This window comes from Cupriavidus sp. PB-02 (assembly GCF_058252315.1).
In genome coordinates this window covers 871,706-883,904 of record NZ_CM177695.1, presented here as the reverse complement: position 1 = coordinate 883,904, position 12,199 = coordinate 871,706, and the positions used below count along the sequence as shown (strand labels likewise).

Annotated in this window: 11 protein-coding genes; 7 read left to right on the top strand and 4 right to left on the bottom strand. The window is 68.2% G+C overall.

Annotation, left to right across the window (positions count from 1 at the left end; all coding sequences use genetic code 11):
• Positions 1-5: 5 nt before the first annotated feature.
• The 3 genes from AC10V3_RS24750 to AC10V3_RS24740 all read right to left on the bottom strand — a co-directional run bounded on the left by AC10V3_RS24750 (position 6) and on the right by AC10V3_RS24740 (position 2,881).
• Positions 6-824, bottom strand: coding sequence for an alpha/beta fold hydrolase (locus AC10V3_RS24750; protein ID WP_022538051.1), 819 nt, complete (start codon positions 822-824; stop codon positions 6-8).
• Between the two features lie 110 nt (positions 825-934).
• Positions 935-2,248, bottom strand: coding sequence for an MFS transporter (locus tag AC10V3_RS24745; RefSeq protein ID WP_022538050.1), 1,314 nt, complete (start codon positions 2,246-2,248; stop codon positions 935-937).
• A 99-nt stretch (positions 2,249-2,347) separates the two neighbouring features.
• Complete coding sequence (locus tag AC10V3_RS24740; RefSeq protein ID WP_022538049.1) at positions 2,348-2,881, bottom strand: 2,4'-dihydroxyacetophenone dioxygenase family protein; 534 nt, start codon at positions 2,879-2,881, stop codon at positions 2,348-2,350.
• Positions 2,882-3,080: 199 nt separating this feature from the next.
• On the opposite strand from AC10V3_RS24740, the gene AC10V3_RS24735 reads away from it, so the two are divergent.
• Positions 3,081-3,986, top strand: a complete 906-nt coding sequence (locus tag AC10V3_RS24735) for a LysR family transcriptional regulator (protein WP_022538048.1) — start codon at positions 3,081-3,083, stop codon at positions 3,984-3,986.
• 9 nt (positions 3,987-3,995) lie between these two features.
• Here the strand turns inward: AC10V3_RS24735 and AC10V3_RS24730 are convergent, their stop codons facing one another.
• Complete coding sequence (locus AC10V3_RS24730; RefSeq protein ID WP_022538047.1) at positions 3,996-4,754, bottom strand: FadR/GntR family transcriptional regulator; 759 nt, start codon at positions 4,752-4,754, stop codon at positions 3,996-3,998.
• A 201-nt stretch (positions 4,755-4,955) separates the two neighbouring features.
• Between AC10V3_RS24730 and AC10V3_RS24725 the strand changes: the two genes are divergently transcribed.
• The 6 genes from AC10V3_RS24725 to AC10V3_RS24700 are packed head-to-tail and all read left to right on the top strand — an operon-like array spanning position 4,956 to position 12,191.
• Complete coding sequence (locus tag AC10V3_RS24725) at positions 4,956-6,203, top strand: ABC transporter substrate-binding protein (RefSeq protein WP_490924109.1); 1,248 nt, start codon at positions 4,956-4,958, stop codon at positions 6,201-6,203.
• 4 nt (positions 6,204-6,207) lie between these two features.
• A complete protein-coding gene (locus AC10V3_RS24720) occupies positions 6,208-7,317 on the top strand; it encodes a phosphotransferase family protein (RefSeq protein ID WP_490924108.1) in 1,110 nt (369 codons plus the stop codon).
• Between the two features lie 36 nt (positions 7,318-7,353).
• Positions 7,354-8,529 (top strand): acyl-CoA dehydrogenase family protein, encoded by a 1,176-nt coding sequence (locus AC10V3_RS24715; RefSeq protein WP_454753533.1) that lies wholly within the window; start codon positions 7,354-7,356, stop codon positions 8,527-8,529.
• Positions 8,526-9,299 (top strand): SDR family NAD(P)-dependent oxidoreductase, encoded by a 774-nt coding sequence (locus tag AC10V3_RS24710; RefSeq protein WP_022538043.1) that lies wholly within the window; start codon positions 8,526-8,528, stop codon positions 9,297-9,299. Before AC10V3_RS24715 ends, AC10V3_RS24710 begins: the two co-directional genes overlap by 4 nt.
• 18 nt (positions 9,300-9,317) lie before the next feature.
• Complete coding sequence (locus AC10V3_RS24705) at positions 9,318-10,496, top strand: CaiB/BaiF CoA transferase family protein (protein WP_454752790.1); 1,179 nt, start codon at positions 9,318-9,320, stop codon at positions 10,494-10,496.
• Positions 10,497-10,550: 54 nt separating this feature from the next.
• Complete coding sequence (locus AC10V3_RS24700) at positions 10,551-12,191, top strand: acetate--CoA ligase (protein ID WP_490924107.1); 1,641 nt, start codon at positions 10,551-10,553, stop codon at positions 12,189-12,191.
• Positions 12,192-12,199 lie beyond the last annotated feature (8 nt).

Genomic DNA, 12,199 nt, shown 5'->3' with positions numbered 1-12,199 from the left:
TCCCTTCAGGCCAGGAAGAAATCACGCAACGCCGCCGCTACCGCGCCCGGGTCGTTTTCCGCGGGGAAATGACTGGCGCGCGGGATGCGCACCAGCCGGGTGTGCGGAATCTCGCGCGCAAAGCGTTCGGCATGCTCGATGCGCTGGAAGGGATCGTCCTCGCCCCAGACCAGCAGCTTGGGGATTGCCGACGCGCGCAAGGCCGGCACCAGTGCCTGTGTATGGCGATTGTCCGCCGCTCCGGCCAGCGCCATCCACGAGCGCGCCACGCGCGCATCCAGCCATGGCGCCAGGTACGCCTCCACCAGTTCAAGGGTTGCCGCACGATCCAGGCATCGCGTGATCGCCGTTCGCCGCGCCGAGAGGATTTCCTCGTGGGTGGTGGCGGCGACCACCGCCGGGTCGCGGAAGCGCGCCACGGCCGGCACCGGCCATGAGTCGTACATCACGGCATTGACCAGCGCCAGATGGCTGACTTCGATGCCACCGTGTACGAGCAGGTGCTGCGCGATCCCGCCGCCGATGTCGTGCGCGGCCAGCCTGACGGGGCCGGTGATCCCGGCCGCATGCGCAAACCGTTCCACCCAGGCCGCAAGTGCCGGGATCGATGCCGTATCGATGGTCAGCTCGCCGCCGGAGCGGCCGAGCCCGGGCAGGTCCACCGCCACGCAGTGCAGCCCGGCCGCCGCCAGTTCATCCAGCACCGGCTGCCACACGCGGCTCCAGAACGTGCCGTGCAGCAGCAGCACGGTGGGATGCGCAGGATCGCCGGCGTTCAGGTAACTGGTGGCCACGCCATCCACATCAATGGTCAGTCTTAGCATGTCATTGCCTCAAAGCCATAGGGTTGAAAGATATTGTGCTGTGCTTCTGCTATGGAAGACAGTCGGCCAGCCTCACGGCTGGCCTTGAGGTTGCATACGCTGCCGCACAGTTACCGCAGCGGCATGCCGCGCGTCTCGGGCGTCTTGCAGAACGTCAGCAGGGTGATGAAGGCGCCGCAGCCCACGTAGAGGAAGAACCAGCCCTCCTGCCCGCGCGACGACAGCCAGGTCAGCAGGTAAGGGGTCGTGCCACCGAGCAGCGCCACCACCAGGTTGTAGCCGGCGCCGATGCCCACCCCGCGCACTTGCGTATCGAACCACTCGGCCATGATCGATGGCGCGATCGACGCATAGAGCGCAAACGCCATCAGCCCGAAGCATTCGATCAGCAGCAGCGTCCAGAAGTCCGCGTTGAGCATCGACACGACCGGATACAGGAACAGCAGGTTGAGCAGCGCATAGACGAGCAACTGCGGGCGTCGGCCAAAGCGGTCCGACAGCGCACCGCACAGCGGCAGCGCCAGCATGAACAGCGCAATGCTGATGGTGCTCGCCTGGAATGCAACGTCGGGCGTGGCGCCGCCCTTGCGCATTGCGTAGACCGGCATGTAGCTGACAAAGAGATAGAAGCTGAACGCCGGCAGCACCGTGCTTCCCATCAGGCGCAGCATTGCGCCGCGGTGGTGCTGCCAGACCCAGCCCAGCGAGCGCCGGCGGATCTCTCCTGCGGCCTTCATCTTCGAGAACGCCTGCGTCTCGTTGACCCCGTGGCGAATCCAGAAGCCGAACACCGAGCCGCAGCCGCCGAGGAAGAACGGGATGCGCCAGCCGTAGTCGTGCAGGGCCTCGGGCGTCATGAACCGCGTCATCACCCAGGCCAGGCCCGAGGCCAGCAGCAGGCCCGCGGCAATGCTGCAGAACAGGAAGCTGCCGTAGAAGCCGCGCCTGGCCGCCGGCGCCGATTCCGTCAGGTAGGTGGTGGCCGCACCGTACTCGCCGCCGACCGACAGTCCCTGCACCATGCGCGCGACGGTCATCAGCACCGGCGCCCAGATGCCGATCTGCGCGTACGTCGGCAGGATCGAGATCGCGAACGACGAACCCGCCATCATCATGATGCACAACGTCAGCGCGCTGCGCCGGCCATAGCGGTCGGAAAACCCGCCGATCAGCCAGCCACCCAGCGGGCGCATGAAAAAGCCGATGGCGAACACCGCGAAGGTCGACAGCAGGGCGGCATTGCTGTCGTCGCCCGGAAAGAACTGCTTGCTGAAATAGATGGCGAATACCGTGTAGATCGACCAGTCGAACCACTCGACCGTATTGCCGATGCTGCCGGCAAAGATGGTGCGCACCGCGCCGCTGCGCGCGGGCGCGGGATGGGCTTGCGCCAGGTCCTGCACCTGGCTGGTCTGGATTTCCATATTGTCTCCCCGGGCCCTGCTCGGTGGCGGCAGGGTCCTCTGTCTTTCGCGCGGCGGTTGCCGCGGGCTTTGTCGATGGCGCGCTTCGCGTGCAGTGGATCAGCGGATCAGCTTGTCGAGGTCGCGCTGGTCCAGGCCGTTCTCTTCGTAGTGGCGGCGTGCGGCAGCGACCTTGGTGAAGACGTCCTCATGGCCGATGATGTTGTCGCCGTCGAGGTAGATGTAACCCGCCACCGCGTGGAACCAGGTGATCATTTCCGGCACGTCGTCCGGCACCACCAGGGTATGGGTCTCGCCCGGGGGTTCCATGATGAACGAGCCTTCGGTGTACATCTCTTCGTGCTCGAGATAGAACCAGCGGCCCTTGAGCACCACCGCATGCACCGCGCCGAAATGCTTGTGGCACGACAGCACGCCGGACTTACGGACGCGCAGCAGATTGACGTAATATCCCTGCGTCACGCCGAAGCACAACGGCAGGAAGGCGACGCCATCGGCCTGGGGGATCCAGCGGATGTCATCGATGTCGCTGAGGTTGCCGAAGAAGATATCCGGGCGCGCGTCAGGCGGCAGCGGATTTACCGCCGCCTGCACGCCGCGGGGATTATGGAATTTGCGCGAATACACTTGCACAACGAGCTCCTTTGAGTGGGTACTGACCCTGGTCAGGCAGGGTTGAGCGCATTGTGTTGCGTGAAGAATCCGCGAACCAGCACCGCGGCGGAATAGCCGCTGTGCCAGGCAGGCACAGGTCGCCTTGCCGCCGGGCGCGGACAATGCCAATGATCGGAGGCCGGCGCGCCCGCGCACGGCCACCAGGGGCAACAAGACCGTGGACAAATATTCAGAGCTCGTCGCTTTCCTGCATTCGGCCCGCAGCCGCAGCTTCTCAGCGGCCGCGCGCAATCTCGACATCACGCCGTCAGCGGTCAGCAAGCTGGTCGCGCGGCTGGAGACGCGCCTAGGCGTGCGCCTGTTCGTGCGGCAGGGACGCACCGTCGCCCTGACCGAAGAAGGCCAGAGCTACCTGCCCAGCGCGGAGATGGTGGTGGAAGCGATGGCCAATGCGGATGCGCACGGCGAAGCGCTCGGCGAGGCGCTGAACGGCAAGGTGCGCGTGCACACCATGCTGACGTTCGCGCGGCACCAGATCGTGCCTTGGCTGCCCGCGTTCCTGAAGTCTTATCCGGGGCTGTCGGTGGAGTTCCATATCGCGCCACAGTATGAAGACGCCTTCGACAAGGGCGTGGACGTCGCCATCCACAGCGGCGCGCTGCCCAGTTCCTCACGCGTGGCCCGCAAGATCGCCGCGAGCCGCTGGATCGTGTGCGCGTCACCGGAATACCTGGCGCGGCATGGCAGGCCCCGGACGCCAGCCGACCTGCAGCAGCACACCTGCGTGGGCTTCAGTTTTGTCAGTGAGTGGAATGTGTGGCCGTTCCGCGCCGCGGACGGCACTACCTACGGCGTGCGGCCGGCCAGCGTGGTCGACACCACGCAAGGCGAGATCGCGCGCGACCTGGCGCTCGACGGTTTCGGGATCGTGCGGCTGGCCGAGTTCCATATCGGCGAGGACCTGCGCGCAGGCCGGCTGATGCCGGTGCTGGAGGCCTATCAGGACCCGGCCAAGGAACCGCTCTACCTGGTCTACCCCAACCGCAAGCATCTCAGCCCGCGCGTGAAGGTGTTCTGCGACTACCTCACCGAACGGCTGGCGACGCAGTCCTGGGCGCAGTAGCGCGCGGCGTCAGTCCGCGCGCGGCACCGGCCTCGCGTGCGGCGCCGCCACCGGCGACTGCAGGTCGAGCTTGGCGGACTGGTAGCCGCGCCGGAAATCCTGCACGTGCTTGTCCATCCAGGCCTGCGCGCCGTCCTCGTCGCCCGCGCGGATCGCGGCGACGATCGCCTTGTGTGCCTCCAGCAGCCGCTTGCCTGCCACCGGCACGCGCGTCATCACGGCGGCGAATGCGGGATAGAACAGCCGGCTGAGCGGTTCACGGGCCAATACCAGCGCGCGGTTGCCGCTCATCGCGGCGACGATGCCGTGGAACTCGATGTCGAGCTCCACCAGGCTCTCGCCGGCCTTCAGCGCCTGCTCGGTCCTGCGCAGGTTATCGTCGAGCCGCTCCAGCGCCTCGGGCGTCGCACGCGCGGCGGCCAGCCGCGCCATTGGCGGCTCCAGCACCGACATGGCCTGCCATAGCTCGTCGAAGACGATCTCGTGCAGCACCAGCGCGCGCTCCAGCTGCTTGCCGACCTCTGCGTCGGAGGGGCGCGTCACCACCATCTTCTTGGCGTGCTCGCGGCGCACCAGGTTGGCTTCCTCGAGCACGCGGATGCCCTCGCGCACCGTGGAGCGGTTCACGCCGAACATCTCGCACAGCCTGGCCTCGGTCGGCAGCGGGTCGCCTTCACGCAGCCGGCCGTCCAGGATGCGCTCGATCATGGCCTCGGCCAGCACCCGGTATGCCGGGATGGTGCGGATCTTCTCGAATTGGGCTTCCAACGCTATTCCTCGCTTGTGCCGGCGCAGGCACCGGCCTACGTCCCATTGTCTGACCATCAGACTATTCAATCACACCCACGGTGTCAAACCCTCTCGGGCGCTTGACAAGCAAAAAGTGGCTGCTATTCTGATTGTCAGACAAACCGACACACGTTCGGTTCACACCGCCCGCCGGCAATGCCGGCAAGGAGAGGAGACACAATGCAACGCAAACCACTCACCACGGCCGTGGCGTGGGCGCTGGCGCTCGCCCTGCCGCCTGCGCTGGCGCAAAAGCCCGCCAGTTCGCCGGGCACCTCGCCCGGCATCTCGGACAGCGAAGTCCGCATCGGCGTGCTGACCGACCTGTCCGGCATCTACTCCGACCTGTCCGGCTCGGGTTCGGTGCTGGCCGCGAAGATGGCGATCGATGACTTCAAGGCCACCGGCAAGCCTGCCTTCGCCATACGGCTGGTCTCGGCCGACCACCAGAACAAGCCCGACGTCGCCTCGACCAAGGCGCGCTCGTGGTTCGACGAAGACAAGGTCGACATGATCGTCGACCTGCCCGCCTCGTCGGCGTCGCTGGCCGCGGTCAAGCTGGCGAAGGAGAAGCAGCGCCTGGTGATCGTGTCCAGCGGCGCCTCGACGCGCATCACCAACGAAGACTGCACCCCCACGGCCTTGCACTGGACCTACGACACCTACGCCCTGGCTACCGGGACCGCGAGCGCCGTGCTCAAGCGCGGCGGCGACAGCTGGTACTTCATCACCGCCGACTACGCCGGCGGGCGCGCGCTGGAGAAGGACGCGGCCGACGTGGTCACCGCCGGCGGCGGCAAGATTGTCGGGCGTTCGACGCACCCGTTCCCGGGCTCGGACTTCTCTTCCTACCTGCTGGCGGCGCAGGCCTCCAAGGCCAAGGTGATCGCGCTGGCCAATGCCGGCAACGACACCACCAACACCATCAAGCAGGCGGCGGACTTCGGCATCACCCGCAAGCAGACCATGGCGGCGACCCTGATGTTCATTACCGACGTGCACAGCCTGGGGCTGGACAAGGCCCAGGACATGTACCTGACCGAAGGCTTCTACTGGGACCTGGACGAGCAGACGCGGGCCTGGTCCAAGCGCTTCCATGCAGTGCAGAAGCGCATGCCGACCATGGCGCAGGCCGGGGTCTACTCCGCCGTGCTGCACTACCTGAAGTCGGTGCAGGCCGCGGGCAGCGACGACGCGATGACCGCGGTGAAGAAGATGCGCGAGCTGCCGGTCTCGGACATGTTCGCGCGCAACGGCAAACTGCGCGAGGACGGGCGCATGGTGCACGACATGTACCTGTTGCAGGTGAAGAAGCCCGCCGAGTCCAAATACCCGTGGGACTACTACCACGTCCGGCAGGTGATCCCGGGCGACCAGGCCTTCCTGCCGCTTGCCAAATCGACCTGCGCCAGCGTGCGCAAGGGGTAACGCCGTGGCAACGATCCTGCCAGCCTCGCCGCGCGCCGCCGCCCATGGGGACCCGGACATGCCTGGGTTCCGCCCGCGCAGCCAGACCGTTCCGCTCGACTGGGCGCGGCTGCGCCGCTACCTCGCCGGGCTCGGCCATGAACTGGACCTGGCGGAGATGCCCAGGCAGTTTGCCGGCGGCCTGGCCAACCTGAACTACCTGATCCGTCTCGACGGGCGCCAGTGCGTGCTGCGCCGCCCGCCGCCCGGTCCGCTGCCGCCCGGCGCCAACGACATGGCGCGCGAGCACCGCGTGCTCGGCAGCCGTCTCTGGCAGCGCTACCCGCAGGCGCCGCGCAGCCTGTTGTACTGCGTCGACCCGGACGTGCTGGGCGCGCACTTCCTGGTGATGGAGTACCGCCCCGGCCTGACCATCGGCGCCGAACTGCCGCCCTGGCTGGACAGCAGCGTCGCCGGCCCGCGCATCGCCCATACGCTGGTCGACCTGCTGGTACAACTGCACACCACCGACGCCGCCGAGGTCGGCCTGGACGATCTCGGCAAGCCCGACGGTTTCCTGTCCCGCGCGATCGAGGGCTGGACGCGCCGCGCCGAAGCCCTCAACGGCGCGGCCCCGCACCCCGCCGTGCGCGAACTGGCGCAGTGGCTGCGCGCGCATTGCCCGCCCGACGGCAAGCCCACGCTGCTGCACTGCGACTTCAAGCTCGACAACGTCGTGCTCGATCCCGAGACCCTGCGCCCGCGCGCCGTGCTGGACTGGGACATGGCCACCCGTGGCCACCCGCTGTTCGACCTGGCCACGCTGCTCAGCTACTGGACCGAGCCGGGCGACCCCGAGGCCGTGCGCGAACTGCGCCAGATGCCGACCACGTCGCCCGGGTTCCCGTCCCGCGCGCAGGTCGCCGAAGCCTACCGCCAGCGCACCGGCTGTGACCTGTCGGACCTGCCGTTCCATCGCGTGCTGGCGCTGTTCAAGCTCGGCGTGGTGTTCCTGCAACTGCATGCGCGCTATCAGGCAGGCGCCACCACCGAGCCCAGGTTCGCCAGCTTTGGCCGTATCGGCCGGTCGATCCTGGACTTCACGCATGACATCGCGCACGGACGCGCAAGCTAGGCGGACAGCAGATCCGCAACCATGGAGACAAGCCAGATGGACTTCACCTTACCCGATTCGCTGCAAGTGCTGCGCGCGCGCACCGCGGCGTTTATCCGCGACGAAATCATCCCGCTCGAGGCCGATCCCGGACGCGGCGCGCACGGCCCCACCGAAGCGCTGCGCGTGGAACTCAATCACCGCGCACGGCGCGCCGGGTTGCTGGCGCCGCATGTGGCCGAGGAATGGGGCGGCCTGGGGCTGTCGCATCTCGGGCGCGCAGTAGTGTTCGAGGAAGCCGGCTATTCCATGCTAGGCCCGCTGGCGCTGCATTGCGCGGCGCCGGACGAGGGCAACATGCACCTGCTGGAAGTGGTGGCCACCCCTGCACAGAAGGCGCGATGGCTGCGGCCGCTTGCCGCCGCGGAGATCCGCTCCTGCTTCTGCATGACCGAACCCCACCCCGGCGCCGGCTCCGATCCCGGGCTGCTGCAGACCACGGCCGAGCGCGACGGCGAAGGCTACGTGATCCGCGGCCACAAATGGCTGATCACCGGCGCGGACGGTGCCGGCTTCGCCATCGTGATGGCGACCGTGCCGGGAGAAGGCGGCGGGCCGACCATGTTCCTGACCGACATGCAGGTGCCCGGCATCCGCATCGGGCGCATCATCGACAGCATCGACCAGAGCTTCGCGGGCGGCCATGCCGAGGTGTTCTTCGAAGGCTGCCGCGTCGGCCCGGACCAGGTGCTCGGTGAAGTCGGCCAGGGATTGCGCTATGCGCAGGTGCGGCTCGCGCCCGCGCGGCTCACCCATTGCATGCGCTGGTTGGGCGCCGCGCGCCGCGCGCACGACATCGCCACCGCCCATGCGCGCGAGCGCCACGCGTTCGGCAAGCCGATCGGCGAGCACGAAGGCGTTGGTTTCATGCTGGCCGACAACGAGATCGACATCCACATGTGCCGGCTTTCGATCTGGCACACGGCCTGGCTGCTCGACCAGGGCCAGCACGGCAGGCATGAATCCAGCATGGCCAAGGTGTTCTGCTCGGAGGCAATCTTCCGCATCGCGGACCGCTGCGTGCAGGTGCTGGGCGGCCTGGGCGTGACGCGCGATACCGTGGTGGAGCAGATCTTCCGCGAGGCGCGCGCGTTCCGCATCTACGACGGTCCTTCCGAGGTCCATCGCTGGGCCATTGCACGGCGCGCGCTGCGCACGGAGACCGCACGATGAACGACTACGCAAACCTGTTCGACCTGCGCGACCAGGTCGCCGTGGTGACCGGCGGCGGGCGCGGCATCGGGCGCGCGATTGCCGAGGCGCTGGCGGCCCACGGCGCCCGCGTGGTGGTGTGCGGACGCACCGCGGGCACGCTGGATGCCGTGGCCGAGGCCATCCGCGGCCGCGGCGGCGAAGCCATGGCGGTGAGCGCCGACGTCGGTAGCGACGACGATATCCAGCGCCTGCGCGACACCGTGCTCGACCGCCACGGGCAGATCGACATCCTCGTCAACAACGCCGGCATCGATCCGCACTATGCCTCGATGGAGCACACCACCGACGAGGCATGGCGGCAGATCCTGGAGATCAACCTCACCGGCGTCTATCGCTGCTGCCGCCTGCTGGGCGAAGCGATGCTGCCGCGCCGCCAGGGCACCATCGTCAACATCAGCTCCATCGCCGGCCATATCGGCCTGAAGCGGCAGGTGCCCTACGCAGCCTCCAAGGGCGGTGTCGAGCAACTGACCAAGGCGCTGGCGCACGACTGGGCCGAGCATGGCATCCGCGTCAACGCTATCGCCTATGGCTTTGTGCAGACCGACCTGACCGCCGGCGTGGTGGCGCATCCGCATATCGGCGCGAAGCTGTTGTCGCGGATCCCGCTGGGCCGCTTCGGCAAGCTGGCGGACGTGCCCGGCGCCGCGGTGTTCCTGGCCTCGCCGGCCGCGGCCTACGTCACCGGCCACAGCCTGCTGGTGGACGGCGGCTGGACCGCCACCTGAACCAAACCACTGACAGCCATGACCACCGCCCTTGAAGGACTCAAGATCCTGGACCTGACCCGCCTGCTGCCCGGTGCCTTCTGCACGCAGCTGCTCGCCGACTACGGCGCCGACGTGCTCAAGATCGAGCAGCCGGGCCAGGGCGACTACAACCGGCAGTTCGCGCCGATCCACAAGCAGGAGTCGGGCTCGTTCCTGCTGCTCAACCGCAACAAGCGCAGCCTGACGCTGGACCTGAAATCGCCCGAGGGCAAGGAGGTGTTTCTGCGGCTGGCGAGCGAGGCCGACGTCGTGGTGGAAGGCTTCCGCCCTGGCGTGATGGAGCGCCTCGGCCTGCACTATGACGTGCTGGCGGCGGCCAACCCGCGCCTGATCTATTGCGCGATCTCCGGCTACGGCCAGGACGGTCCGCGCGCGCAGGCGTCCGGCCACGACCTCAACTACATGGCGCTGACCGGTGCCTTGCAGCTCTTCGGCACGCCGGCCACGGGGCCGATCGTGCCCGGGCTGTCGATCGCCGACGTCGGCGGCGGCTCGCTGATGGCGGCGGTCGGCATCCTGACCGCGCTGGCGGCGCGCGGTGCCAGCGGCCGCGGCCAGTTCGTCGATATCTCGATGGCCGACGGACTGGTGAGCTGGCTGTGCTACCACGCCGCCGACTACCTGTTCGGCGGCGTCGAGCCGCGCGGCGGCGAGCGGCCGTTCATCGGCCAGGCGCCCTGCTACAACGTGTACTGCTGCGCCGACGGCCGCCATTTGTCGCTGGGCATCATCGAGGCGCATTTCTGGCACCGCTTCTGCGACCTGATCGGGCGGCCGGACTTCAAGTCCATGCAGTGGCCGACGGGCGAGGACGCCCTGCTCCAGCAGGCGATCCTGACCGCGGTGTTCGGCGCCGAGCCATGCGATACATGGGTCGAGCGGCTGGCGCAGGCCGATATCCCGGCCAGCCCCGTCAATACGATGGCCGGGGCCTTCGACGATCCTCAGTTGCGGCACCGAGGCATGCTGCAGCACCTGGACCATCCGGTCGAGGGACGCATTCCGCAACTCGGCTTCCCGATCAAGTTCTCGGCCTCGCCCGGCACGTTCCGGCTGCCACCGCCGCTACTGGGCGAGCACAGCGAGTCGGTGCTCACCGGGCTTGGCTATTCCGCCGGCGAGATCGCGCGCCTGCGTGAGCGCGCCGTGATCTAGCGCCATACCTGATAACAATTGCCGTGGCGCCATCGCAGCGCCCAGGAGACAGACATGCCCGACCCGATGAAGGCGTACGCCGACGCCTATCGCCGCTTCCGCTGGTGCCTGCCGGCGACATTCAACTTTGGCCGCGACGTCGTGGATGCGCACGCGCAGCGGCAGCCCGACCAGCTCGCCTTGCTGTGGTGCGACGACAGCGGCGCCGAGCGCCGCCTTACCTTCGGCGACATGCGCACCCTGTCCAACCGCTTCGCCAACCTGCTGGCCGGCGCGGGCGTGCGCCGCGGCGACCGCGTCATCGTGATGCTGCCGCGCATCCCGCATTGGCAGGTGGCGATGGTGGGATGCCTGAAGCTCGGCGCGGTGCCAATCCCTTGCATCGAGATGCTGACCGCCAAGGACGTCGGCTACCGCATCAGCCACGCCGGCGCCACGGCGGTGGTGGCGCACCGCGACAGCGTCGGCAAGTTCGATAGCATTGCCGGCATCGACACCCGCATTGCCGTGGGCGGCGCGCCCGGATGGCTGGACTTTGACGAAGCGCTGGCCGCCTGCGACGCCGATTTCGCTTGCGCCGACATGGCGCCGGACGAGCCGGCCATCCTCTACTACACCTCCGGCTCGACCGGCAATCCAAAGGGCGTGCTGCACGCATCGCGCGCGCTCTATAGCTGGCGCGTGGCCGCCAGCGACTGGCAGGGCCTGCGCGAAGACGACCTGATGTGGTGCACCGCCGATACCGGCTGGAGCAAGGCCGGCACCAGCATCCTGTTCGGGCCATGGTCGGCGGGCACTGCCGTGCTGTTCTACAACGGCCCGTTCGATCCCGCCACGCGGCTGGCCCTGATCGCGCGCCATGGCGTCACCGTGTTCTGCGGCGCCGCAACGGAGTTCCGCCACCTCGTCAATGCGCGCTTTGCGGACTACGACCTGGGCCGGCTGCGCCTGGCGGTCTCCGCCGGCGAGGCGGTCAACCCGGACGTGGTGCGCCGCTGGCGCGAGGGCACCGGCGTCGAACTGCGCGAGGGCTACGGCCAGACCGAGACGCTGATGACTGTGGTGAACCCGCCCGGCGCACCCGTGCGGCCGGGCGCGATGGGACTGCCGCTGCCGGGCTCGACGCTGGCGATACTGGACGAGCAAGGGCATCCCCTGCCGCCCGGCACCAGCGGCCAGCTGGCGCTGCGCCTGCCCAATCCGCAGGTGATGCTCGGCTACTGGAACGACCCGGACCTGACCGCGTCGACCCGCGTGCAGCACGAGGGCACCGAATACTTGCTGACCGGCGACCTGGCCCACGCCGATGCCGACGGCTACCTGTACTACGACGGCCGCAGCGACGACATCATCAGCTCGGCCGGCTACCGCATCGGCCCGATGGAAGTGGAAAACGCGCTGATCGAGCATCCCGCGGTGCTGGAATGCGCGGTGGTGGGCAGCCCCGACGTGGAGCGCGGCGAGATCGTCAAGGCCTTCGTCACGCTGCGGCCCGGCTTCGAGCCAGGCGATGCGCTGGTACGCGCGCTGCAGGACCATGTCAAGCAGGTCACCGCGCCCTACAAGTACCCACGCGCCATTGCATTCGTCGAAGCGTTGCCGAAGACCGCCAGCGGCAAGCTGATGCGGCGCCTGCTGCGCGAGCGCGAATACGCCGCGCATGCCCCCGATGCATCGCCTCGCCAGCCAGCCTGAGCACCGGC

Bases quoted from the DNA above. Each gene is read 5' to 3' on its own strand.
- AC10V3_RS24750 (WP_022538051.1), bottom strand. From the start codon at position 824: ATGCTAAGACTGACCATTGATGTGGATGGCGTGGCCACCAGTTACCTG.
- AC10V3_RS24745 (WP_022538050.1), bottom strand. From the start codon at position 2,248: ATGGAAATCCAGACCAGCCAGGTGCAGGACCTGGCGCAAGCCCATCCC.
- AC10V3_RS24725 (WP_490924109.1), top strand. From the start codon at position 4,956: ATGCAACGCAAACCACTCACCACGGCCGTGGCGTGGGCGCTGGCGCTC.
- AC10V3_RS24715 (WP_454753533.1), top strand. From the start codon at position 7,354: ATGGACTTCACCTTACCCGATTCGCTGCAAGTGCTGCGCGCGCGCACC.
- AC10V3_RS24710 (WP_022538043.1), top strand. From the start codon at position 8,526: ATGAACGACTACGCAAACCTGTTCGACCTGCGCGACCAGGTCGCCGTG.
- AC10V3_RS24705 (WP_454752790.1), top strand. From the start codon at position 9,318: ATGACCACCGCCCTTGAAGGACTCAAGATCCTGGACCTGACCCGCCTG.
- AC10V3_RS24700 (WP_490924107.1), top strand. From the start codon at position 10,551: ATGCCCGACCCGATGAAGGCGTACGCCGACGCCTATCGCCGCTTCCGC.